Here is a 22,031-nt window from a genome sequence, read left to right as displayed (position 1 = left end):
TGGGTCATTGGTGGTGTTGGGGGCGGTAAAGGGGTGGCAAGGGTGGGGGTGGGGGACAGAGGGTGTGGTTACGGTCGCTCTTCGTGAGTAGACCGGGTTGGGTTGGGGGGCGGCGCGGGGTGCGGCCCGTTGTGCTTGTGGTGGCGGTGTTGGCGCCCGCGGTGTTGGCGTTGGGGTTGTTGGTTGCCGAGTTGACGGATTATGGGCGGGACAGTCGGCGGGGGGCGGCGCCGACGGTGGTGGTTGAGCAGCCGGGGGCGGTTGTGGTGGTGCCGCCGCGGCCGGATCGGGTTTATGAGGGGCCGGTGCCGGCGCCGCGGCGGGTGGTGGTGAAGGAGGCCCGGCCGAGGCCGTTGCAGGCGGCTCGGGAGCCGGTCAAGTCGGTGCGTACGGCTCAGCCTGAGGTCAGGGCGAACGCGGGCGCGGAGGTGGGGGAGCCGTGTCTGCGGGAGTGGATGGACACCTGGTTGTGGGAGCTTTGCCAGGAAGATGCCCGGCACCCTGCTTAGGCATATCGGGAAAATGAGCCGAGATTGGTATGTAACGGCTGTGGAGACTCGGGCCCGAACACTCACCGGGCTGTAGTAACGTGCGTGCCTGACCGGGGTCACGAGTTCGCAAACGGAGGAGTCGACAGTGCCAGCTCCTCGATCAGCGGGACTGGTCGTGGTCGTCACGGTGCTGGCTTCGCTTGTGACGGCCGGGGCCCACGCTGGATCGTCGATGGCGGCTACGGCCGCGTTGGCGGACGTGGAGGATCAGGCCGATTCCGCTGATGCCGTAGATTCCTCGGATGCCGCGGTGGCCGGGGTCGTGGTTGGCGCGGAGCTCACGCTTGAGGGTGGGCTTGCCCGGGCCGAGGTGGAGGTCTCGGCTGAGGTGGCGCTCGGTGCCGACAGGACTGAGGCCGCGGGGCGGCGGGATCCTGGCACGCTGACCGAGTTGCGGCGGGAGGCGGAGCAGGCGACCAAGGGGATCGAGCAGGCCACCAAAGCCCTGGTCGCACGGCAGAAGGAGTTCGACAGCTCGGTGCGGCAGCTGGAGGGGAAGCTGACCGAGTTGCGGGACGCCGACACGGAGCTGGCTCTGGTACGGAGGCCGCTCTCCGACCTTGTCGAGTACATGTACCAGAACCCGTCATCGGGGGGCCTGGGGCCGGTGCTCTTCGGGGGCGAGGGGGCCAATGCGCTGCGGACGATGAGTGACGTCAACCAGCTGGCCACGGGGCGTAATCGGGTGGTGCATGACGCGGGCAAGCTCTTTGAGGAGAGGGAGAAGCTCGCGGCGGAGTCGCAGGAGTTGCGGGCGACCAAGCTGCTGCAGGAGGCACAGCTGTCGTTCGAGATCGATACGTTGCGGAAGCGGTCGCAGCAGACGGTCAAGGCGTTGACGGCGGCGCTGGCCAAGCTTGGGGTCAAGCGTGGGGGGCGGTCGTGTGACCCTACTCGGGTCGTTGAGGCCGATCAGTACGCCAATGGGTTGTTGCCCAAGAGCATGTTGTGTCCGTTGCCGTTCAAGGGTGAGGAACTGCGGGCCGATGCGGCCATCGCGTTCGCCGATCTGAACCTCGCCTACAAGAAACGATTCGGGCAGCCGCTCTGCGTGGTCGACAGCTATCGCAGCCTGCGGGACCAGCAGATCGTTTACTACCAACGGCCAGGCCTGGCCGCGATTCCTGGGCGGAGTAACCACGGCCTTGGCCTGGCGGTGGACTTCTGCGGCCCGATCCGGGTCTACAAGTCCACCGAGTTCGTCTGGTTGGAGCAGAACGGCAAGCAATTCGGCTGGATCCACCCTGATTGGGCGTACGTCAGCCCCTTCGAGCCTTGGCACTGGGAGTACGACCCCAAGGTGGGGTCACTCCTCTAGCGAGGTCTTGCCGGGCTCACTGGCCTTCGATCTCCGAGTACGGTCGGGTGATTGCCGTGTGGCCCCCACCCGCCCGTCTAATCGTGGCTTTCGTCTGGTTGAAGTGATCTCGGCAAGCGCGATGTCTCAAGCCGGTGAACGTTACCGCAGACCGCGTTAGCGGCCCTCGACAGGTGTGACCTGGGAAGTGCAGGCGCTGCAGCGGGTGGCTGCCATGGGGATCTGGGTCAGGCATTCCGGGCAGTCGCGGGTGACCTTGGTAGGGGCGGGCTTGAAGCGTTCGGCGAGCAGTTCGTACGGGCGGACGATCAACCAGTAGAGGACGCTGGCGACGAGCAGGAAGGAGATCACCGCGTTCAGGAAGTTGCCGTAGTTGATGCTGGCCGTGCCGATGTGCAACTTCAGGTTGCCGAAGTTGGGTTCGCCGACCAGGGCCGAGATCGCGGGGGTCAGCAGGTCGGACACGAACGAGTTGACGATCGAGGTGAAGGCGGCGCCGATCACTACCGCGACGGCCAGTTCTATGACGTTGCCACGTAGCAGGAACTTCTTGAATCCACTCATGGTCGCTCCCAATGCCAGGGGGGTTCGGGCGGCAGCAAGATTATCGGGGGTGGATGACGAGGGAGAGCGGTCCCTGGACTTGCGCCTGCGCCAGCTGCGCCGCTTGGTCAGGAGTCACCGCGAGCACAACAAGCCCTCCGCCGTTCGCGGACGAGCTCGCGCTTGATCTTGCCAGCCGGGCCAGCAGCACATCGACCTGGCCAACCACCGTGCGCGCTCGTCCCACGAAGCCACCCCCAAATCCACTGCCGAAGCCTCCAACGCCGCTTCCCGCACTGCCCTCGTCGAATCCCCTGTCCGCCAGTCCCTGGCTCACCCCAGAGCCACCCCCGAAGGCCACCAGAACATCGACCACATCGCCGGCCGACACCAGCCGCGCCGCCTCGGAATCCGTCACCCGAACCGGCATCGCCACCAGTTCCTTTCCCTTGGCGCTCAGCAGCCCAGGCCCCAGCAAGCGCACATCGGTCAACGTTTCGCCTCTCCGCATCGGCCCCGTCAACACCCTCCCGGCAACGCCGGCCCCAAGCCGAACTGCCCCCTCGGGCACCCCATTCACCGGTATCCGCGCACTCACGAAATCAGCCACATCAACGCGACCCCCTGGGAGATCGCGTGCAGCCACCAGCACCTCCACTCCTTCGGGCCCTCCCAGCACCAGTAGCACCGAGGCCACGGACCCTCCGGCAAACAGAGCGGCCATCCCTCGCCGCCGCGCTGTGAATCTCCTCAGGGCACGCATCTGACCTCCACGGGCAGGTTGAGTGATCCCCAGGCAGGGGAGTGAAAATTCCGCCTCAAGAATTCCGCCCAAGATTCCGCTCAGCGGAATTTCCCGAAGCGTAAGAACGCCAGAACTTCATCTTGCGCGATAAGGTAAAGGCTCACCACTATATGCGTGGTGGGGGTAGAAAGGAGTGGCGGCGGTGCTTCGGCCCGGCTTGCCAAACGGTGCCGGCTGGACAGGGCATGAAACAAGGCGATCCGGCAAATAACCAGCTCTGGCAATATTGTGCCTGCTTTGCGGATCGGCTGTCGTTCACTGGCGCGGCGGAGGCGCAGGTGGCGTCGGTGGTGGCCCGGGTGGAGGAAGTCGTGGCGCGCCATCCGGAGGCGGCGTCCTACCGTCCTGCGGTGCGCGTCATACCGAAGCTACGAAACCAAGTTTAGGAAACCCGTGCTTGTATCCTGAGAAATGTGATCTTCAGGGCGCTCGCTAAATAAACTAAGGTGCCGATTCCTGCTGTTGTTCTGCGTCGCGACTATGAATCAATCAGGCGGGACCTGCATCGGCCTCAGCGCCCACACCCGAGAAAATGAACGGCCACACCGCGAGTGATTGCCGTGACGCCTGGCCCGATCGCCCGTTTGGCCTTCGGCCGGACCCGGCTCCCGCCCGGAGGCGTTGCCCAAGGTGACACCTGGCCACGCGATCACCGCGAATCCCGGCCGTCTGGCCATTTCTGGCCAGCATTCGCTTGTTGACCTTTGCCCAGGTTTGGCCTCGCCGGTTTGGTTCCTCAGGAATGGCCGGCTTCGCCGGTGTTGACCCTGTGGGTCGGGCTCGGCTTACCGGGCGGGGTGTTAACGCGGTGGCGGGCAATCATGCGATACCCGCTTGGCCGTCGGCTGGGCACAAATTCGCTGGTTCGGCCTTCGGGCCCTGGCTTCATATGAATGGAGGTGCTAGGCAGGCGAAAAGATACGTCAAGATCGGCCGGGGTGTCCTGAAAGATGCTCAGGGCAGTTCAAAGGGCAGCTTGATTCCATCAAGAGCATTGCCGCAGGTGCATTCGCGCTCCTCAGGAAGAGCGTCAACAGTATCGGAAACCAGGGTCCGCATACGCTCGATATTGGCCGCGAAGAAAGCCAGAACCTCGTCATGCGTGACGCCTTCGCCGGATTCGACGCCGGCGTCGTGGTCGGTGACCAGGGCCATCGTGGTGTAACAGAGGGCGAGCTCACGGGCGAGCACCGCCTCAGGATGCCCGGTCATGCCGATGATCGACCACCCGGCGGACGAGAACCAGCGAGACTCCGCACGAGTGGAGAAACGGGGCCCTTCGATGACCACAAGGGTGCCGCCGTCGACCGTGTTCCAATCGGCACCCAACGCCGTACGGACCGCGGCGGCTCGGCCGATCGGGCAGTAGGGGTCGGCGAAGGAGACGTGCACGGCGCCGCCGGCGTCGTAGAAGGTCTGGACGCGGCCAGAGGTGCGGTCCACGAGCTGGTCGGGAATGACCAGGGCACCGGGACCGAGCTCGGGCTTGAGCGAGCCCACCGCACTGGGCGCGAGCACCTGCCGCACCCCTAAGGATCGCAGCGCCCACAGATTGGCCCGATACGGAATCCGATGCGGCGGAAACACGTGCCCCCGCCCGTGCCGGGGAATGAACGCCACACCACGCCCACCGATCCGCCCAAGCGTCACCTTGTCACTGGGCGGCCCGTACGGCGTAGAGACGTCGATCTCCTCCGCGTCATCCAGCAGCGAGTAGAACCCCGACCCACCGATGACCCCGACATCCACACGAGTGACCATGCCGCAGACATTAGCGAATCACCCGCCGCAGCGCGCCACCCGCCTGTGGATAACTAGGCGGCCGGAGTCGACGCGGGGCTGCTGCTGCTCTCCGTCTTGGCCGCGGGCGCGGGAGACTCGGTCTTGGCCCCAGAAGAGCTGGAAGACGTAGTCGAGGTGGAGGATGAGGAGGACCGGTTGTCGGTCCGGTAGAAGCCCGAGCCCTTGAACACGATGCCGACCGCGTTGAAGACCTTGCGGAGCTGCCCCTGGCACGCCGGGCATTCGGTGAGGGCGTCGTCAGTGAACTTCTGGACGACTTCGAGCTGCTCACCACAGTTGGTGCAGGCGTATTGGTAGGTGGGCACGCGCTCCTCCTCGTCTGTCTGGCACTCGACCCATGCGACTGCTAAATACTAACTCAGTCGCCGCTCTCGCCGTACCAGCCTGCGAGTTTGCCCCGGCGGCTGACCGCGCGCAGGCGGCGTTCGACGAAACGGCGCTGGGCCGCGGTGGTCACCACCAGGAGTTGGTCGCCCGCGCGCAGGCGGGTGGTCTCGGTGGGGACGAAGGAGCGGCCCTCGCGGACCACCATGGTGATCTGGGCATCGGCGGGCAGCCGGAGTTCGAAGATCTCCACGCCGTGCATGTGGGAGCCGGACGGGATCCTGACCTGGAGCAGGTCGGCGTTGAGTTCCTCCAGCGGCGCCGCCTCCACGTCCAGGTCGCGGGCCTCGCCTTCGGCGGTCAGGCCCAGCCGCCGGGCCAGGAAGGGCAGCGTCGGGCCCTGCACCAGGGTGAAGACGACCACGACCACGAAGACCACGTTGAACATGCCGGCCTGGCCGGTGGCCGCCCAGGGGATGGTCGCCAGCACGATCGGCACGGCTCCCCGCAGGCCCGCCCAGGACAGGAAGATCTGCTCACGCCAGGAGATGTGGCCGATTCCCGCCAGCCGTACCAGGGCGGCGGAGCCGATGACGGAGGCGGGGCGGGCGAGCAGGACCAGTGCCAGGCCGGCGACCAGGCCGGGGATGATCGCCTGGGGCATCTCGGCGGGGCTGGCCAGCATGCCGAGCATGACGAACAGGCCGATCTGGGCCAGCCAGGCGGCGCCTTCGGCGAAGCCGCGGGTGGCCGCGCGGTGTGGCAGGCGGCTGTTGCCGATGATCAGGGCGGCCAGGTACACGGCCAGGAAGCCGCTGCCGTGCGCGACGACGGCGCCGCTGTAGGCGAGGAAGGCGACCGCCATGACGGCGATCGGGTAGAGGCCGGAGGCGGGCAGCGCCACCCGGCGGAGCAGGTACGCGGCGGCGGGGCCGACGGCCAGGCCGACGACGGCGCCGATGGCCAGTTCCAGGGCGGATTCGGCGAGAACGTTCCAGAGGGACGGCACGGGCCCGCTCACCCGGCTGAGCATCATGACGATGATCACGGTGGGCGCGTCGTTGAAACCGGACTCGGCTTCCAGGGTGCCCCCCAGCCGGCGCGGCAACGGCAATCGCCGCAATACGGAGAAGACGGCCGCCGCGTCGGTGGAGGCCAGGATGCCGCCGAGCAGCAGCGCCGACCGCCAGTCCATGCCGAGCAGGCCGGCCACCGCGACGGCCAGCACCCCGACGCTCAGTCCGACGCCGACCGTGGCCAGGACCAGCGCGGCCGGTACGGCTTTGCGCACGTGCTCCCAGTTGGTGGTGAGACCACCCTCGGCCAGGATCACCGCCAGCGCGATCAGCCCCAACTGCTTGGCCAGCCCGGCGTTCTCGAAGTGGACCTCGCCGATCCCGGATTCGCCGAGCAGCACGCCGAGGCCGAGGTAGAGGAGCAGTGCGGGCATACCGGTACGGTGGGCGACCCGGACGGAGGCGATCGCCGCTATGACGATGACCGCGGACAGGAGAAGCCAGCCGTCAAGCTCCAGCCGCACGCAGTCCCCTCTCTCGCTTTATGCCGATCCTGTCACACTTGTCGCATAGATTCCCGATGGGAGAGCTGCGTAGCGAACAGGCTGATCGTGCGGTTCGACCGGTATGCCGTCCAGCAGTTCTCCCTCGTGGAGCAGTGCCACCGTGGGCACGTTGGGGCCCACCCGGGCCAGCGCCCGGTCGTAGGAGCCGCCGCCCCGGCCCAGCCGTACGCCGGTGGAGCGGTCGACCCCCAGCGCCGGAACGATCACCAGAGCCGCGGTGCGGATGGTGTCCACACCTCGCCGGGTGTCCACGGGTTGCATGATCCCGTAGGGCCCTGGGGCGAGTGAATCAGGCCCGTCGTACACCGCCCAGTCCAAATCGCCGTCGGGCAGCAGAACGGGGAGAATGACGGTCGTGCCGTGCTTCCACAAGGAGAAGATCAGGCCGTGGGTGGCCGGTTCCGTCCCCGTCGACCAGTACGCGGCGACCAATCCCGCCATCTGCACCCATGGTTGGTCGAGCAGTGTCTCCCGGATGGCACGATCCGCCTCACGCCGGGATTTCTCACCAATGCGTGAACGTTCATTGAGAATTTGGCGACGCAGCGTCAGCTTGTTCAAAGACGTCTCCACTATGGTTTCGAGTCATGGGTGCAGATTTCGACTCCGTGACGAAAGCCGTTGTCCCCGCCGCCGGTCTCGGGACGCGGTTCCTCCCCGCGACCAAGGCAACTCCGAAGGAGATGTTGCCGATCGTCGACAAGCCGGCCATCCAGTATGTCGTCGAAGAGGCGGTCTCCGCCGGGCTGCTCGACGTACTGATGGTGACAGGCCGTAACAAACGCTCCATCGAAGACCACTTTGACGTGGCGTACGAGCTGGAGGGCGCGTTGCGCGCCAAGGGCGACGAGGAACGGCTGTCGCAGATCCAGGAGCCCGTCGATCTGGCCACCATGCACTATGTCCGCCAGGGCGAACCCAAGGGGCTCGGCCACGCCGTGCTCTGCGCCAAGCAGCACGTCGGCAACGAGCCGTTCGCCTGCCTGCTCGGCGACGACCTCATCGACGCCAGGGATCCCCTGCTCAGACGCATGATCGAGGTCCGCCAGACGTACGGCGGGAGCGTCATCGCGCTGATGGAGGTGCCGAAGGAGCAGGTCTCCCTGTACGGCTGCGCCGCCATCGTGGAAACCGACGAGGACGACGTCGTCCGGGTGACCGACCTGGTGGAGAAGCCCCCGGCCGACGAGGCCCCCTCCAACTGGGCGGTCATCGGGCGGTACGTGATCGACCCCGCCGTCTTCGAGGTGCTGGAGCAGACCGAGCCGGGCCGCGGCGGGGAGATCCAGCTCACCGACGCGCTGCGCACCCTGTCCGCCCGGGGCACCGACCAGGGCGGCCCGGTGCACGGCGTGCTCTTCCGCGGCCGCCGGTACGACACGGGCAACAAGCTCGAATACCTCCAGACCGTCGTCGAATTCGCTGGTCGGCGGCCCGATCTGGCGCCCGAGTTCCTGCCGTGGCTGCGACAATTCCTGGATGAGGTCCAGTCCTAGCGACATGAAGCCGGTTGATCGGCACCTGGCCGACATCCTCGCCCAGGTGCGGCCCCTGGCCCCGCTCGAAGTCGATCTCGAGCGGGCGCTGGGGGCCGTGCTGGCCGAGGACGTGACGTCCCCGGTGCCGCTGCCGCCCTTCGACAACTCCGCGATGGATGGGTACGCGGTGCGTGCCCAGGATGTCGTGGACGTCCCCGTGAGCCTGCCGGTGACCGAGGACGTGGCGGCCGGGGACGGCGCGCTCCGCGCGATCGGGCCCGGCCTGGTGGCCCGGATCATGACCGGCGCGCCGATGCCGGCCGGGGCCGACGCGGTGGTCCCGGTCGAGTGGACGGACGGCGGCGTCCAGAAAGTCACCATTCATCATCGCCCAGAATTGGGCAACGCGATCCGCCGGGCCGGCGAGGACGTGCGGGCCGGCCAGGTCGTGCTGGCCGAGGGCACCCGGATCGGCGCCAGCCAGCTGGGCATCCTGGCCGGGGTCGGCCGCCGCCGGGTGCGGATCCGGCCCAAGCCCCGGGTGGTGGTGCTCTCCACCGGCTCCGAGCTGGCCGAACCCGGGCAGCCGCTGGGGCCGGGGCAGATCTGGGAGTCCAACAGCTTCATGCTGGCCGCCGCCGTACGCGAGGCGGGCGCGGAGGGCTTCCGGGCCGGGGCGGTGACCGACGATCCCGCCCGGTTCCTGGACGTGCTCGACGCCCAGTTGCTCCGCGCGGACGTGGTGATCACCAGTGGCGGCGTCTCGATGGGGGCGTACGAGCCGGTCAAGGAAGCGCTCGCGCCGCTGGGGCGGGTGGCCTTCGAGAAGGTCGCCATGCAGCCGGGCATGCCGCAGGGCTTCGGCTTGATCGGCGAGGAGAACGTTCCGATCTTCACGCTGCCGGGTAACCCGGTGTCGTCCTATGTCTCGTTCCTGCTGTTCGTCCGCCCGGCATTGCGGCGCATGCAGGGGCTCCCGGCCGGGCTGCCGGAGACGGTCCAGGCCACGACCACCGAGAGTCTGCGCTCGCCCGCCGGTCGGCGCTCCTACCTGCGCGCCGTCCTGACCGGCCACACCGTGGCCCCCGTGCACGGCCAGGGCTCGCACCAGCTGGCCGCTCTCGCCTCCGCCAACGCCCTGGTCGTCGTGCCGGAGGAGATCACCGAACTGCCCCCGGGCAGCACCGTGGAGGTGATTCCGCTGTGAACCTCAGCCACCTGGACGAATCCGGCCACGCCCGCATGGTCGACGTTTCGGAAAAATCCGTTTCTGTCCGTACGGCTACCGCCACCGGACGGGTGCTGCTCTCGGCCGAGGCGGTCACCGCGCTCCGGGCGGGGGAGGTCCCCAAAGGGGACGCGCTCGGGGTGGCCCGGATCGCCGGGATCATGGGGGCGAAACGCACGCCGGACCTGGTCCCGCTCTGCCATCCGATCGCGCTGCACGGGGTCAAGGTGGAGCTCACCGTGGTGGACGAGGGCGTCGAGATCGTCGCCCGGGTCAAGACGGCCGACCGGACCGGCGTCGAGATGGAGGCGCTGACCGCGGTCTCCGTGGCCGGGCTGGCGCTGATCGACATGATCAAGGCCGTGGATCCGGCGGCGGTGATCACCGACGTACGGGTCGAGGAGAAGACCGGGGGCAAGACCGGCGTCTGGACCCGGCCATGATCCGGGCATTGGTGATCACGGCCTCCAACCGTGCCGCCGCCGGAATTTACCCCGATAAATCCGGCATGCTGCTGGCCGATCTGCTCCGCGACGCCGGCTGCGAGGTCACCGGCCCTCGCGTCGTCCCCGACGGCGACCCCGTCGAGCACGCCCTGCGCGACGGCCTGGCCGAAGGCCACGACGTGATCGTCACCACCGGCGGCACCGGCCTCACCCCTCAGGACCTCACTCCCGAGATGACCCGACGGGTGCTCGACCGGGAGATCCCCGGCATCGCGGAAGCCGTACGGCAGGTCAACCGCGACAAAGTCCCCACGTCAATCCTGTCCCGGGGGCTGGCCGGGCAGGCCGGATCGACCCTCATCGTCAACCTTCCTGGCTCGACCGGCGGCGTACGGGACGGCATGGCGGTGCTCGCGCCCGTGCTCGCGCACGCCGTCGACCAGATCAAAGGTGGCGACCATCGTGCTTGACCTTGTGCTCTCCTGCGTACCCGTCGTGGCGGAGCCGTGCACTTCCGAGGATGATTGACATCGTGGATCGACTGCGCGGCTGGCCCGCGACCTTGGCGGAGGGGCCCGTCGGCCTGCGCCCGCTCCGGATGCGCGACGTGCGTGCCTGGCGGGAGACCCGGTTGCGCAACGCCGACTGGCTCCGCCCCTGGGAACCCAGCAACCCCGAGACGCCCCTGTTCCGCACCGGCCTCGGGCCGTACATCTCGATGGTGGGCACCCTCAAGCGGGAGGCGCGGCAGGGGCTCGCGCTGCCCTGGGTGGTCACCTACAACGGCGTCTTCGCAGGTCAGCTGACCGTGGGCGCGATCGTCTGGGGCTCCGCGCGATCCGCCCAGGTCGGCTACTGGGTGGACGGCGCCCTGGCCGGGCGGGGGATCATCCCGACCGCGCTGGCCATGGCCGTCGACCACTGCTTCTTCACCACCGGCCTGCACCGGCTGGAGGCCAACATCCGGCCGGAGAACCACGCCAGTCGCCGGGTGGTCGAGAAGCTGGGCTTCCGCGAGGAGGGCGTGCGCCGTCGCCAACTGCACATCGACGGCGCCTGGCGGGACCACATCTGCTACGCCCTCACGGTGGAGGACGTGCCCCGTGGCTTGCTGGTGCAGTGGCGCAGGCTCAGGGACGCCTCCACCACCCGCCGCACCGAGGCTCCGTGACCTGGTGCCCGCCCCGGCCCGTGAACAGCTTTGACGATCTCGCGACACACCGCACCGAATGCTCGTCAATTAGTGACACGCCGTCTTACGGTGCGTGACGTGAGCACATCTGCGCGACGACCTGTGCCCAGATGGCTCCCGCCCGGCCAGAGAAGGAGGATCGCATGAGCAGCGTCCTCCTTTACCTTGCCATCGTCGCGATGTGGCTGGGCGTGCTGGTGCCGATGTGGCTCCGCCGCGACCGGTACGTGTACGTCGACGACGAGAAGTTCACCGTCGAAGGCGACACCCTCACCGAGGCGCCCCCGGCCCCCTCCGCCGAAACCGAAGACGACGGCGACACGGTGGTGGACCCACCCACCGACTCCCGAACCCCAGCCGGGACCCCCACCGGGACCTCTACCGGGGCTCCGGCCAGGGCCTCGGCTGACGACCTGTCTCCGGCCCTGTCCGACGACCCGCCGCCGCCCGCGGGGGACCCCCGCCGGGCCGCCTGGCGCCGCCGCGCCCGCATCACCGCCCGGCGCCGCCGTCGGCTCCTGTGGAGCGTTCTGCTCTTCCTCGCCTCCGTGGTGACGGCCGCCGTACAGATCGTCCCGTGGTGGGGCGTGGCCCCCTCCGCCGTACTCTTCCTCGGCTACCTGGCCGTCCTCCGGGTCGCGGTCGGCATCGACGCCGAGCGCCGCGAACAGGCGGCCAGGGCCCGCGCCGCCCGCGCCCACGCGGCCCGCGAACTCCGCCGCCGCCTGGAGGAGGCCGCCCGCGAGGCCGAAATCATCGAGATCGAGGCCCGCCGCCGCGTCCAGGTCTTCGACCAGTACGCCGACCGCCGCCGCGCCGTCGGCGACTGACCCACCGTGCCACAACCGCTCCGGAAGTTTGCTAACCTAGTCGAGTCCAAGGGGCTATAGCGCAGTCCGGTAGCGCACTTCGTTCGCATCGAAGGGGTCTGGGGTTCAAATCCCCATAGCTCCACCCAGGTCAAAGGCCACTTCCGGTTATCGGGAGTGGCCTTTTGATCTCCGTACAGCAGCGTTGTACAGCAGCGATCTATGAGAGTTGCTTGCCGAGCTTCTTGAGCGCCTGCCTCGTGGCTTCGGAGGACACCTCGCTGTAGATGTTCATCGTTACCGCGATCTGGCTGTGCCGAAGGATCTGCATCGCAATCCTCGGGTGAACGTCCAAGGCTACGAGAAGCGAGGCGCACGTCTTCCGGGTGGCGTGAACCGGGATGCTCCGTACGTCAGCCTGTTTGATGGCCTTTGCAAAGCTGCGATTGAAGTTCCGCGGCTCCACAGGTCGGCCGGTCCGAGTCGTGAAGACGAGCCCCTTATCGACCCATTCCCCCTTGGCCACCTTCCGCGCCGCTTCCTGCTCGGCCTGACGGTCACGGAGCGCAGTAACGCAGATATCGACCAAGGGCAGGACTGCGTCTGATGCCTCAGTCTTGGTCTCGCGGTGGTAGAGGTGACCTCGAACACGCTGGAGTTGCCAGCCGATCGTCATCTCAGCGCTATCGAGATCAACGTCTTCCCACCTCAGCCCGAGAACTTCGCCGCGCCGGAGGCCCACGGCGAGGATCAGCACATACGCGGCATAGAGCGGATCCCGACGTACCCGAGCGGACTCCAGGAAGAGACGGGCCTCATCAACCGACCACGGCTTGACCTTGCGGCGCCGCGGTTTCGGAACCCGCATCAAGGCCGCGACGTTGCGGGTCAGCAGTTCTTCACGGACCGCGCTATTCAACGCAGCGCGCAGGATCGTCCAGGCATCTCGCACGGTGCGATCGGAAGCGATCTGTCCGCAGCAGGAGCCCGCCGCACAGCACTTCGGCTTCGATCTACGGGCGTCCTTGCCCTGGGCGCAGCACTGGCAAGTGACCCGAAGCTTGTTGTACCAGGTCTGAACGTCACGAACCCCCAGCTTGTCGAGCCTCTTTTTGCCAAGAGCCGGCCCGATGTAGAGACGGGAGAACACTTCGTACGTCGCGGCGGTCGATGGGGCGAGATTGGGTTCAATCACTTCACGGAGCCAGTAATCCAGGTAAGCGCCGAGCGTCGGCGACTTGGTGACCACCGGCCCGCGCTTCGCCTCTGCGTGAAGCTGCACCCACTTCTCGTGAGTCTCCTCGCGAGTCTTGCCATAGACCCATTTGCGGGTCCTCTTGCCCTCTGGGGTGGTCACCCAGACGTAGCCCGCCCATCCGTCCTTGTAGGGGAAGACCGAGCCTTCCCCGTTCGCGCGCTTCCCCATCAGGCGGCCTCCTCACACAGTCGGGACACGTATTCCTCTAGGGCAGTGCGAGGGACACGCCGGCATCGGGTTCCGACGAGAACCGAGCGGAGCTCGCCGGAGCGAATCAGGCTGTAGACCGTCCAGCGGCTCACCTTCAACACGGCCATCACTTCGGGCACCGTGAGCATGTCCGTACTCACCGGCATGCCTCCCCCGATAGATCACCCCGTTGTCCTGGCCAGCAGGAACGGCGGTGTTGCTCCTCCTTTGGAGTTCCACGGCTATCCGCATGGGTTCTGATCGAGGCGGCTAGTGCGCTTTCGCCGGGGGTGTAGCCCTGTCCGGCGAACTTCCAGTGAGCGAGCACGAGCGTGCTTCCGGTACCAGCCGCGGATTCGCCGCGTTGGGCTTGCCGGTAGTCGATACGGGCTTGGCGCAGGGCGCCCAGGGTGGTCGAGTAGGTGCGGGATCGGGTGGAGAAGTGACCGCGGAAGCCGAGCATGTGTGCCCACTGGCGGAGCCGGAGCGGCAGCAGGTCGGGATGGGTGGCGGGGTTGCCGAGCGTCCACGCGGTGCGGATGAGCTGGGCGGCATGCTCGGTGGCGCCCTGGTCGCGGAGCCAGGCCAGGTCAGCCGAGCGGATGCGGCGGTCCAGGGTGCCGGAGGTTTCGGCGGCTTTGGTCGCGTATTTGGCGATGTAGCCGGCGACCTTCTGTTCGGTGAGTTCGTCGCCGTCGTCGAGTTCGCCGGGCGGGATCGGCTTGACGTCGATCTGGTCTCCCCAGACCAGGTCAGTCGTCGGCTGGCCAAGGTCGGGCGCCGTCAGGCGTACCGCGGCGGCGGCCGAGCGGATCGCGCCGTCCAGCAGTTGGACGGTTGCCCACTCGGGCGGCGGTAAGGGCGTGCCGTCCTCCGTACGTGCGTCCAGCCGGATGACCGCGTGGAAGTGGACCACGCCGCGGGCCTGGTATTCGGCGACCTTGGCGAAGGACACCTTCACCTGTCGGTTGAACGCGGCTTGGCTCAGTCCGGCAGCGCCGGCGAGGTGGCGGCGGAGGTAGATGGTGAAGCGTCGCCACAGGTCCCCGGCATGGGCGTTCCACAGCACGTGGCCGACGTAGTCATAGCCGCCCGGGTCCAACGGCTGACCGATCCGGGTGTCGCTGGCGGGGTGGCGGTCGAAGCAGGCCGGTTCATGGCGCCGAGGGTGGCAGACCCGGGCACGGCCGTTCTTGTCCGGACCGCGATGCACCGCCCCGAACGAGGGAGCCGTCAGGGTCGCCAAGACGCGGGGGTGGGTGCGGACGGTGGCGGGAACGCCTTTGCTGCCGCCCGACAGGCCGGCGCGGATCAGGTGGAAGGTGTCGCGCCGGTAGATCTCGGCGCAGGAGGGACAGCGGGAGGCGCGGCGGTTGCCACAGCGGACCAGCAGTTGGCCGTGAGGTTCGGCCCGGGTGTTGTAGGAGGTCAGGAGTTCGCCCGTGGAGGTGTCGACGGTGAGGGATTCGCCGATGAGGCGGATCGGTTCGGAGCAGCCGTTGAGGCGGATGACCTGGTCGAGCCAGCGTGTCAGGTCTTTGCCGGAGCGTTTGGCGAGGTCGCGGACGACTGGCCCGATCAGCTCCGTCAGCGGGGTGGGGCCGCTCACGCGGTGACTCCGCACTTGTGGAGGAGGTGGGCGGCGGGCCGGTTCAGGTCGAGGATCGGCGCGTTCACCGGCCGCACCTGCCGCAGGTGGTCTTGGTGCGCGGGTTGATGCCGCCGCACTTGCACACCCAGGTCGAAGGTGTGCCCGGGGGCAGCCACGGGGAGGAGGCGGCCGAGTTCTGGTTCATACTGGTGTCTCCTTTGCTGATCTCGTGATGGGCGAAGGTGGGCGCCCCGCGCGAGGTGGCGAGCTGGCAGGCTTTGGGCCACCACGCGGGGGCGTCACAGGAGGCGGATCAGAACCGGCGCCGCTCAGCTTCCTGGCGTTCCTCCGTGCTGGAGTTGCGCTTGACGGCGTCCATCACCGCCCTGGCGCGTCGCTTTCCGATGAGGTCTTCGGCGTTGGCCGCCTCGTACCAGGCGTCTTCAGCGCGCAAAATCTTCTCGATCTGGGATTCGCGCATGGGTTGTTCTCCTGTTCTTGGGTGGGCGGGGTGTGGGTCAGGGATGGGGCAGCTCAGGCACGGTTGCCCGACGAAGAGCCGGAGGAAGGCGGGGGGCTGATCATGGTGTCGTAGGCGTCGCGGACGGACTGCGGTTCGCCGTTGGGCCAGGTGCCCGGGTGCCCGGGGTGGATGATGATTTCGCGCGCCATCGAGAGTGATCTCCTTTCGTGGGCCGGTTTGCGGTGGGTCGGTTGCTGCTGGGTCGGTCAGTCGGCGGGGTGGTTGTCGATGCCGGTTCCGTCGCAGTCCCGGCAGCGTGCGTCGTCGGCGCCGATGCCGGTTCCCGAGCAGGTGCAGCAGCGGTAGGCGACGATCGGGAGCAGGCCCGCGTTCTGGGTGGTCATCGCTAGGCGCAGGCCAGGCACAGGGCGTGGGTCTCGATGGTGCGGCGGAACGGGCCGCGGCCCGCGACGCGCGCGATCGTCACCTGTCCGGTCCCGTCGCAGACCGGGCATGAGGGCTCCTGGACGGGCTTGGACTGCTCGGTGACGGGCTTGGGCTGCTCGGGCTGCTCGGGCTGCTCGGTGGGCTGAGGGGCCTTGGTGGTCTTGCGGCGGGTCCGGGGACGGTCAGCAGCCATCGGAAGGAACTTCCTTTCGGGTTCGGTCTTCGGCGGGTTATCGGTGGTTTCAGCGGGTTAGTGGACGCCGGTGAGGAAGCTGGCGATGCTGTCGGCCGCGCTGCCGAGCACGCCCACGAACAGGTGGGTCAGCTGGGCGGCCGAGGCGGGTTCGGCGAAGATGTAGAAGACGGTGAACAGCAGCAGGGCGCGGGCCAGGAATCGGCGCATCAGCACGGTTGATCAGGCCCTTCAGGCGTGGACCGAGCCGTAGTAGCTCGACCAGGCGTCGTAGTCGGCGCTGCGGTCGGCGGGGATGGCCACAGCCCGGTAGGCGATCGGCCCGAAGTCCCGACCGGTGGTGTAGTGGTCGCCGTCCGAGGCCGGGGAGCCGATCAGATCGGCGATGAGGTCCACCGCCGTGCGCTGCTCGTCATCGGTGCCACGGGCGTGCACCGTGACCTCGGTGCCGTAGGTCGGGACCGGAACCTTGGGGTTGGCGGCCAAGAAGTCGGCCAGCCGGCGCAGACCGGCGATGAAGTCGGCGCGGACGGTGGAATCGGTGGTCATCATGAGACAGGGTCCTTTCAGGTGATCAGCGGGTTAGCAGGGGTGATGTGCAGCAGAAGGTCAGAGGCGAGATCGGGTGAGATCCGCAGTCGGCGCTGAAGTTCCTCGGCGGAGATCGGGGCGCCGTGGCGGCGTTCGTGCTCATCGGCCAGGAAGCGGGCGTCATCCAGCACGGCGGCGGGAACGGTCGGCAGGGCAGGCGCCGGTGAGGGGGCGAGCTGTGCGGGCATCCGTTCCGGTGCGGGCAGTTCGTCGTGGCGCTCGGGTCGAGGCGTGGTTTCCACGGTGACGTGCGCGCCGGCCGCAGAGCAGTGGTCGGTGACGAGCCCGCCCATGACCGGCGCCACAGGTGTGGGCGGTGTGTGGCTCGCGCGGCGTTCGAGCATCGACATGGCGATCAGGAACGCACCGGCCGGGGTCGCGGCGACGATCCAGCCCCAAGCGCTGGGGTGGGCTTCGGCGAGGTTGGCGGCCAGGGTGAGCACGATCCCGCCCGCCAGCACCAGCGACGGCCAGGAGATCCAGCCACGCCGATTACGGCCCGTACGTTTGTCCCGCTGAATCTCGCGGGCGGCCATGACACACATGAGGTCGATGCAGACCGCGACCGCCCACGATTGCCATCCGGTCTGGCCGTACTTGGCGGCAAGCGCGCTGATGTGCCGGAACGAGCCCACCGCCGCGATAGCGGCCAGGACAACCACCGGCCCGGAGTCGGCCAGGATCGAGCGCAGACGACGCACGGGGATTCCTCCTTTCGAGACGGGATTTCGGCTTGCGTGCCCTTCCGCGTCGCGAGCGCGGTGCCCGGCAGTCCGGGAAAGGGCTGAATGAGGTCACGCGGGGAACCGGCGTGATCACCGTGGTTTGGCAGGGGGGCTTGCCGGGAGAAGGACCGGCCGGGGTGGGGTCGGCTTCGACGGCGGCTTGGGCCTGTTGCTCGCCGTGATCTGCGCCTCAGACATCGCGATCATGTCTTGCGCGTAGCCCTGCACGTCGCGGCGGCTCATCTCTCTCCTTCATGGGGGTGGGACTGGTTGACTTGCGTGCCCTTCCGCGTCATGAGCGCGGTGCCCGGCAGCCCGAGGAAAGGCTGAAAGGGGTTCAGGTGCGGGACGGGCAGTCGCAGCCGGGCGTCTTGCACCAGCCGGAGGCGTTAGCCCACGTGGGCTCGTAGATCGCCCAGCCTTCGGGTTTGGCGCCCCCGGTGTGGACCGCGCCTTGGTGGCCGCACCGCCCACAGGGGTCTTCCAGGACGTGCATTTGCGTCAGATCCATGCATCGCGCCATGACCGCTCCACAGTCGTTTCGGGCATGCAAGGGGTAGGGACCTGGCGTGATCAGGGCTCACGCCAAGCCGCGCGGGGTCGAGGTCAGACGTAGACCTCGGCGTCGGAATCGGTGTCAGCGTCGGAGAAGTCGTTGACTTCGCCCGCGTCGAGGTCATCAGCCGGCCGGACACCGAGCATGAGATCGGCCCACGTGGGAGCGAGCGCGGCATACGTCGCGGCGGCGGCTTCCGCCTGCTCCTCCGTGACATGCACCGACCGCATGCGATGCCAGCGACCTTCCGAGCCGATCACGATTGCGGTTCCCGGTTCAGCCGGAGAGATCTTCCGAGCCGCGGCCAGCGCGCCGGAATCCATGTCCCCGAGCGCCATCTTCGCGGTCTCCTCATCGTTGACCATGTGGCAGATCCGGCCCGTCAACTGCGCGCGAAGCGCCGTCACACCCGGACCGAGGTCGGAGCCGACCCGCTGCCCGCACACCTTCAGGTAGATACCGAAAGCGCGACCCAGCTGGGCGATCCGCAGCAGCCGAGTGGCGACCGCGGCGACCTCTTCCTTCTCCGACTTCGGATCGGCCATCAGGAACAGCTCGGCGACCTCATCGACCAGCACCACGATCGGGACCGGCCGCACATGCTCAGGCAGCCGCCAAATGTTCTTGACCCGATACTGCCGGCAGACCGCCATCCGGTCCCGGATGATGCCGACCAGATCCGCCAGCAGCACCGCGCACTCGGAACGCTCAGTGGCCAGCGCGGACATGCGCGCCTCATACAGGGTGAACTCCACCCCGCCTTTCAGGTCGAAGCCGACCAGCGCGACCGGTTGCGGCGCCAAGCCGACAATCAGCGCGTTGGCCAGGTTGGACTTCCCCGACTGGGTGGCACCGACCGACAACCAATGAGGGACCGCCCGGAAGTCGATCGTGAACGGGGCGCCGGTGTCCAGCAGGCCCACCCGCACCCGCAGCAGCCCATCCGACAGCACCGGGACCGACACCTGCCGCAGCGGATCAGCCAAGGTCGCAACCAAGGTGACCTTGCCCGGCTTCCACGAGGCCAGCCGGACCGAATGGACCTTCCAGGCGTGGGACAGCTTGTCCAGCACCCGCAGATAGTCATCCGGCGTCTGACCGTCGTGCAGCCGCACCGAGATCCGGAACCCGAGCTTGGTCGGGCGGATCACCGAGAGCCGGGGAGCGCGTTCCACGCTCACGCGGCGCAGCTTGCGCTTCTGCTTGATCGTAAGCGCCTTCACTTCTCCGCCCTCACATACTTCACAGCCAGGCGGAACCCGTGCGGGTTGTACCCGGCGAGGTAGGCCAGCGCACCCCGCTTCTCCTCAGGACTCAGCGATTCCAGGGTTTCGTGCAGCTCCTCGCCGGAGACCCGCTCGTTCTGGTCAGATGCCATGACTCAGCCCCCCAGACCGGGGAAGGTCCACCGCCAGCGGCGCCGACGCCGGGTCAGCCCGCACCCGGAGGCGACCGCCCGCCACGTGCCGTAGATCATCAGAGCCTTGACCGGGAAGCCCACCACCAGCCAGAACGACACCGGGGCGAACCTACGCCAGACCAGCAGGCCCACCAGCACGACCACCGCGATCACAGCTACGTGCACCAGGAAGTCGGTCATACTGGAGTCCTCCTTTCCTCTCTTGCAGGCGAATGGAGACCCGGGGCGGTACAAGCTGCCAGGCATGGAGCCGTCCCGGGGTCACCACATAGGGATGGTTCAGGAAGCCTTGCCCTCGATGGCCGGGCGGATCGCCTCGCAGCGAAACCCCATGCCGGCACGGCCGTTCATCTGCCAGTAGAACGCGGCCAGACCGACCGGCCGGACCTGCGTTCCCTCCTGGATCTTCGGGTAGTCCACGGACGGGAAGGTCACCACGATGACCGGGTTACGCCGGTCGTCGTTCGGCCGGGGCAGCAGCGGGATCGTGTACAGGTCCCGCCCCTCCGCGTCCTTCTTCACCTCACCGGTGTCCCTGTCCATGATCTTCGGTTCGGGCTCACCCGCCACCAGGAACGACAGGTTGGTGATGTCCACGGGAATGTTTCGCATGTCCCCTCCGTTCTCGATAGTGCTACCACTATAGAAGGGCATGCCTAGGATATTGTCAATAGTGGTAGCACTATTAATCGTAGGTTGGGCGTTGCCGCAGGTAGCGCTAGCATTATTCGTCGATCAAGGAGGCCGCCATGGGCATCGGCTACAAGGAGTTGGCAGGCGTGCTGCGCTCTCGCATCGAGGAAGGCAGGTACCCAGACAACGAGAGCAAGACGCTGCCCAAGCACGAGGAGCTCGCCGACGAGTTCGCTGTGAACGTCAAGACAGTGCGACAGGCTGTCCGGCTACTTGAAGCCGAGGGACTTGTAACAGTCGTCCGCCGGCGTGGGACTGTCGTCCGATCCCGGCCCACGATGAGGCGCCGGGGTATCGAGCGCTACGCCAAGAGCAAATGGAAGTTTGGAGGGTTGGTTGCGTTCGCGGCGGACCGTGAGGACTCTGGACGCAGTTGGCAGCTCACCGACCAGACAAACACAGTCCGCAAGATCGAGGCAGACAAGGAAATCGCCGAGGCTCTTCAGATCACTCAGGGCATGCCCGTCTATGAACGCGCCCGTCTGGTCAGATACGGTGCGACGCCAACGCACACCCTCACGAGCTACTACCGACCCGAAGACGTCGAAGGAACCCCGCTGGTCGATCCATCGACAGGACCGGCAGGCCAAGGAGGGGGGTTCATGGTTCTAACCCTTCAAGGACTGGAGCCCGATGAGATCACTGAGACGCTGTACACGCGTATGCCGAAGCCCAGCGAAATCGAGGAACTGGAGCTTCCGACCGGAGAGCCCGTCATGGTGCTTGAGCGGACGACTAGAACTCAGGATGGTCGGGTAGTCGAGTTCGCGCGAGGGGTTCATGCCGCCTCGCACTTCGCATGGTCGTACACCTTCAAGATCCCTGACTAGGGCAACCCAAAGGAGCATGGGTGACATCCGAGGTTCCCGACGAGCTGTATGCCGACGTGATGACTCTTTGGGAGTACCACAACATGCATCACGAGCTCCGGCCTTGTGACGTAGGGATCGGGCTTGGTAGTCACGATCTAGGCGTGGCCACCTATACAGCTGAGCTGTTTCACGCGGGCATGTTCACCTGCATAGTCTTCTCTGGAGCCAACGCGCCGACCACAATCGAACGATTTCCCCGAGGTGAAGCGGAGCACTACCGGGAACATGCAATCAGCTTGGGCGTCCCAGCAGGCTCGATCATCACCGAGACCCGCTCGACCAACACCGGGGAAAACATCGAGTTCACCCGGAAGATTCTCGCCGAGCGAGACATCCACCCCAGTTCGGTGATGCTGATCTCTCGTCCGTACCAGCAACGACGTGCATACGCCACGTGCCGCAAGTTGTGGCCAGCTGTAGACGTTACATGCGCATCGCAGATTATGTCCCTAACCAACTACGTCAAGGAAATCGGTGATGTCGATCGAGTGGTGAACATGATCGTTGGAGATACACAACGAATCATCGAGTACCCGAAGCGTGGGTATGCGATCCCTCAGGAAATGCCTGCCGAGGTCAACGATGCCTACCTGAGACTTGTCTCGGCAGGCTATACCAGCAGGCTGATCTAGCCGGTTGACCTGTGACTGCGTGCGATATGTGCCATTCGGTGAGCGTTGCCGGCGTCGTCGTTGACGACCGCGGTCGAGTCTTGCTCACTCAACGGGCCGATAACGACCAATGGCAAGCCCCGGGCGGAGTGCTGGAGATCGGGGAAACCATCACAAATGGGCTACGTCGGGAAGTGTTGGAGGAGACCGGGCTAACCTCGATGTTTCACGATCTTCGTCTGGTCGGCTGAGCGGTTCGGCTGGGAGTTGATTTCGCCGTCGTGGTCAGTCTGGTGGCCCGGCTGTCGCGCCGGGTGGGCGGGGTTCCACGGGCCCGCAGGGT

At 67.1% G+C, this 22,031-nt stretch carries 33 protein-coding genes and 1 tRNA gene; 12 read left to right on the top strand and 22 right to left on the bottom strand.

Annotation, left to right across the window (positions count from 1 at the left end):
- The first annotated feature begins 723 nt into the window (after window positions 1-723).
- Window positions 724-1,869 (top strand): D-alanyl-D-alanine carboxypeptidase family protein, encoded by a 1,146-nt coding sequence (locus tag KIP79_RS44355; RefSeq protein WP_214111086.1) that lies wholly within the window; start codon window positions 724-726, stop codon window positions 1,867-1,869.
- Window positions 1,870-2,025: 156 nt separating this feature from the next.
- Here KIP79_RS44355 and mscL read toward each other — a convergent pair whose 3' ends face one another.
- Both mscL and KIP79_RS48035 read right to left on the bottom strand, forming a co-directional pair.
- The gene (mscL, locus tag KIP79_RS44350; RefSeq protein ID WP_214111085.1) at window positions 2,026-2,433 is read right to left on the bottom strand and encodes a large conductance mechanosensitive channel protein MscL; all 408 of its coding nucleotides are present in this window, start codon (window positions 2,431-2,433) and stop codon (window positions 2,026-2,028) included.
- Window positions 2,434-2,473: 40 nt separating this feature from the next.
- Complete coding sequence (locus tag KIP79_RS48035; protein ID WP_504743185.1) at window positions 2,474-3,136, bottom strand: SAF domain-containing protein; 663 nt, start codon at window positions 3,134-3,136, stop codon at window positions 2,474-2,476.
- 266 nt (window positions 3,137-3,402) lie between these two features.
- Here KIP79_RS48035 and KIP79_RS44340 point away from each other — a divergent pair, with 266 nt between their 5' ends.
- A complete protein-coding gene (locus tag KIP79_RS44340; RefSeq protein WP_214111083.1) occupies window positions 3,403-3,603 on the top strand; it encodes a hypothetical protein in 201 nt (66 codons plus the stop codon).
- A gap of 568 nt (window positions 3,604-4,171) precedes the next feature.
- Here KIP79_RS44340 and KIP79_RS44335 read toward each other — a convergent pair.
- The 4 genes from KIP79_RS44335 to KIP79_RS44320 are packed head-to-tail and all read right to left on the bottom strand — an operon-like array spanning window position 4,172 to window position 7,499.
- Window positions 4,172-4,978 (bottom strand): S-methyl-5'-thioadenosine phosphorylase, encoded by an 807-nt coding sequence (locus tag KIP79_RS44335; protein ID WP_214111082.1) that lies wholly within the window; start codon window positions 4,976-4,978, stop codon window positions 4,172-4,174.
- A gap of 53 nt (window positions 4,979-5,031) precedes the next feature.
- Window positions 5,032-5,325 (bottom strand): FmdB family zinc ribbon protein, encoded by a 294-nt coding sequence (locus tag KIP79_RS44330; protein ID WP_214111081.1) that lies wholly within the window; start codon window positions 5,323-5,325, stop codon window positions 5,032-5,034.
- Between the two features lie 53 nt (window positions 5,326-5,378).
- Complete coding sequence (locus KIP79_RS44325; protein WP_308170230.1) at window positions 5,379-6,884, bottom strand: potassium/proton antiporter; 1,506 nt, start codon at window positions 6,882-6,884, stop codon at window positions 5,379-5,381.
- An 18-nt stretch (window positions 6,885-6,902) separates the two neighbouring features.
- Entirely contained in the window at window positions 6,903-7,499 is a 597-nt protein-coding gene (locus KIP79_RS44320; RefSeq protein WP_214111080.1) for a 5-formyltetrahydrofolate cyclo-ligase, read from the bottom strand.
- Window positions 7,500-7,513: 14 nt separating this feature from the next.
- Here KIP79_RS44320 and galU point away from each other — a divergent pair, with 14 nt between their 5' ends.
- From galU to KIP79_RS44285, 7 genes are all read left to right on the top strand, one after another.
- Complete coding sequence (gene galU / locus KIP79_RS44315) at window positions 7,514-8,422, top strand: UTP--glucose-1-phosphate uridylyltransferase GalU (protein ID WP_214111079.1); 909 nt, start codon at window positions 7,514-7,516, stop codon at window positions 8,420-8,422.
- A gap of 4 nt (window positions 8,423-8,426) precedes the next feature.
- Complete coding sequence (gene glp / locus KIP79_RS44310) at window positions 8,427-9,611, top strand: molybdotransferase-like divisome protein Glp (protein ID WP_214111089.1); 1,185 nt, start codon at window positions 8,427-8,429, stop codon at window positions 9,609-9,611.
- Window positions 9,608-10,075, top strand: a complete 468-nt coding sequence (gene moaC, locus KIP79_RS44305; protein WP_214111078.1) for a cyclic pyranopterin monophosphate synthase MoaC — start codon at window positions 9,608-9,610, stop codon at window positions 10,073-10,075. Before glp ends, moaC begins: the two co-directional genes overlap by 4 nt.
- The gene (locus tag KIP79_RS44300) at window positions 10,072-10,548 is read left to right on the top strand and encodes a MogA/MoaB family molybdenum cofactor biosynthesis protein (RefSeq protein ID WP_214111077.1); all 477 of its coding nucleotides are present in this window, start codon (window positions 10,072-10,074) and stop codon (window positions 10,546-10,548) included. The genes moaC and KIP79_RS44300 overlap by 4 nt, the downstream gene beginning before the upstream one ends.
- 50 nt (window positions 10,549-10,598) lie before the next feature.
- A complete protein-coding gene (locus KIP79_RS44295) occupies window positions 10,599-11,249 on the top strand; it encodes a GNAT family N-acetyltransferase (RefSeq protein WP_214111076.1) in 651 nt (216 codons plus the stop codon).
- A 164-nt stretch (window positions 11,250-11,413) separates the two neighbouring features.
- On the top strand, window positions 11,414-12,100 hold the full coding sequence (gene sepX / locus KIP79_RS44290) for a divisome protein SepX/GlpR (RefSeq protein WP_214111075.1): 687 nt from the start codon (window positions 11,414-11,416) through the stop codon (window positions 12,098-12,100).
- Window positions 12,101-12,150: 50 nt separating this feature from the next.
- Window positions 12,151-12,224, top strand: a tRNA-Ala gene (locus KIP79_RS44285).
- Between the two features lie 75 nt (window positions 12,225-12,299).
- Here KIP79_RS44285 and KIP79_RS44280 read toward each other — a convergent pair.
- The 16 genes from KIP79_RS44280 to KIP79_RS44210 all read right to left on the bottom strand — a co-directional run bounded on the left by KIP79_RS44280 (window position 12,300) and on the right by KIP79_RS44210 (window position 20,124).
- Window positions 12,300-13,505, bottom strand: a complete 1,206-nt coding sequence (locus KIP79_RS44280) for a tyrosine-type recombinase/integrase (RefSeq protein WP_214111074.1) — start codon at window positions 13,503-13,505, stop codon at window positions 12,300-12,302.
- On the bottom strand, window positions 13,505-13,675 hold the full coding sequence (locus KIP79_RS44275) for a helix-turn-helix domain-containing protein (RefSeq protein ID WP_308170231.1): 171 nt from the start codon (window positions 13,673-13,675) through the stop codon (window positions 13,505-13,507). Before KIP79_RS44275 ends, KIP79_RS44280 begins: the two co-directional genes overlap by 1 nt.
- Window positions 13,676-13,683: 8 nt before the next feature.
- Complete coding sequence (locus tag KIP79_RS44270) at window positions 13,684-15,135, bottom strand: replication initiator (protein WP_214111072.1); 1,452 nt, start codon at window positions 15,133-15,135, stop codon at window positions 13,684-13,686.
- A gap of 64 nt (window positions 15,136-15,199) precedes the next feature.
- Window positions 15,200-15,322, bottom strand: a complete 123-nt coding sequence (locus tag KIP79_RS48855; RefSeq protein ID WP_256447778.1) for a hypothetical protein — start codon at window positions 15,320-15,322, stop codon at window positions 15,200-15,202.
- Window positions 15,323-15,430: 108 nt separating this feature from the next.
- Window positions 15,431-15,598 carry a hypothetical protein gene (locus tag KIP79_RS44265; RefSeq protein WP_214111071.1) on the bottom strand — a complete coding sequence of 56 codons (168 nt, stop codon included), beginning with the start codon at window positions 15,596-15,598 and terminating at the stop codon, window positions 15,431-15,433.
- A gap of 53 nt (window positions 15,599-15,651) precedes the next feature.
- Window positions 15,652-15,789 carry a hypothetical protein gene (locus tag KIP79_RS44260; RefSeq protein WP_214111070.1) on the bottom strand — a complete coding sequence of 46 codons (138 nt, stop codon included), beginning with the start codon at window positions 15,787-15,789 and terminating at the stop codon, window positions 15,652-15,654.
- A 57-nt stretch (window positions 15,790-15,846) separates the two neighbouring features.
- Window positions 15,847-15,984 (bottom strand): hypothetical protein, encoded by a 138-nt coding sequence (locus KIP79_RS44255; RefSeq protein WP_214111069.1) that lies wholly within the window; start codon window positions 15,982-15,984, stop codon window positions 15,847-15,849.
- Between the two features lie 2 nt (window positions 15,985-15,986).
- Window positions 15,987-16,220: a hypothetical protein gene (locus KIP79_RS44250; protein WP_214111068.1), complete on the bottom strand. Its 234-nt coding sequence runs from the start codon at window positions 16,218-16,220 to the stop codon at window positions 15,987-15,989.
- A 57-nt stretch (window positions 16,221-16,277) separates the two neighbouring features.
- Window positions 16,278-16,430, bottom strand: coding sequence for a hypothetical protein (locus KIP79_RS44245; RefSeq protein WP_214111067.1), 153 nt, complete (start codon window positions 16,428-16,430; stop codon window positions 16,278-16,280).
- Window positions 16,431-16,451: 21 nt separating this feature from the next.
- Window positions 16,452-16,772: a hypothetical protein gene (locus tag KIP79_RS44240; protein ID WP_214111066.1), complete on the bottom strand. Its 321-nt coding sequence runs from the start codon at window positions 16,770-16,772 to the stop codon at window positions 16,452-16,454.
- Window positions 16,773-16,786: 14 nt separating this feature from the next.
- Window positions 16,787-17,512: a DUF2637 domain-containing protein gene (locus KIP79_RS44235; RefSeq protein WP_214111065.1), complete on the bottom strand. Its 726-nt coding sequence runs from the start codon at window positions 17,510-17,512 to the stop codon at window positions 16,787-16,789.
- A gap of 361 nt (window positions 17,513-17,873) precedes the next feature.
- Window positions 17,874-18,047: a hypothetical protein gene (locus tag KIP79_RS44230; protein ID WP_214111064.1), complete on the bottom strand. Its 174-nt coding sequence runs from the start codon at window positions 18,045-18,047 to the stop codon at window positions 17,874-17,876.
- 95 nt (window positions 18,048-18,142) lie between these two features.
- Window positions 18,143-19,315 carry an FtsK/SpoIIIE domain-containing protein gene (locus KIP79_RS44225; RefSeq protein ID WP_214111063.1) on the bottom strand — a complete coding sequence of 391 codons (1,173 nt, stop codon included), beginning with the start codon at window positions 19,313-19,315 and terminating at the stop codon, window positions 18,143-18,145.
- Window positions 19,312-19,470 carry a hypothetical protein gene (locus KIP79_RS44220; protein ID WP_214111062.1) on the bottom strand — a complete coding sequence of 53 codons (159 nt, stop codon included), beginning with the start codon at window positions 19,468-19,470 and terminating at the stop codon, window positions 19,312-19,314. Before KIP79_RS44220 ends, KIP79_RS44225 begins: the two co-directional genes overlap by 4 nt.
- Before the next feature lie 3 nt (window positions 19,471-19,473).
- Window positions 19,474-19,692 (bottom strand): hypothetical protein, encoded by a 219-nt coding sequence (locus tag KIP79_RS44215; protein ID WP_214111061.1) that lies wholly within the window; start codon window positions 19,690-19,692, stop codon window positions 19,474-19,476.
- A gap of 99 nt (window positions 19,693-19,791) precedes the next feature.
- A complete protein-coding gene (locus KIP79_RS44210; RefSeq protein WP_214111060.1) occupies window positions 19,792-20,124 on the bottom strand; it encodes an SCO3933 family regulatory protein in 333 nt (110 codons plus the stop codon).
- Window positions 20,125-20,261: 137 nt separating this feature from the next.
- Here KIP79_RS44210 and KIP79_RS44205 point away from each other — a divergent pair, with 137 nt between their 5' ends.
- Genes KIP79_RS44205 through KIP79_RS44195 form a run of 3 tightly spaced genes read left to right on the top strand, consistent with a single transcriptional unit; the run spans window position 20,262 to window position 21,939 of the window.
- The gene (locus KIP79_RS44205) at window positions 20,262-21,035 is read left to right on the top strand and encodes a GntR family transcriptional regulator (RefSeq protein WP_214111059.1); all 774 of its coding nucleotides are present in this window, start codon (window positions 20,262-20,264) and stop codon (window positions 21,033-21,035) included.
- 20 nt (window positions 21,036-21,055) lie between these two features.
- Window positions 21,056-21,709 (top strand): YdcF family protein, encoded by a 654-nt coding sequence (locus KIP79_RS44200; protein WP_308170229.1) that lies wholly within the window; start codon window positions 21,056-21,058, stop codon window positions 21,707-21,709.
- Between the two features lie 26 nt (window positions 21,710-21,735).
- Window positions 21,736-21,939, top strand: coding sequence for an NUDIX domain-containing protein (locus KIP79_RS44195; RefSeq protein WP_214111087.1), 204 nt, complete (start codon window positions 21,736-21,738; stop codon window positions 21,937-21,939).
- Window positions 21,940-22,031: the final 92 nt, after the last annotated feature.

Origin of the sequence: Acrocarpospora catenulata (assembly GCF_018476525.1) — a bacterium.
In the GTDB taxonomy this organism is placed as follows: Bacteria; Actinomycetota; Actinomycetes; order Streptosporangiales; family Streptosporangiaceae; genus Acrocarpospora; species Acrocarpospora catenulata.
Note: the sequence above shows the minus strand (reverse complement) of the source record. Positions and strands in the feature narration are given on the sequence as shown.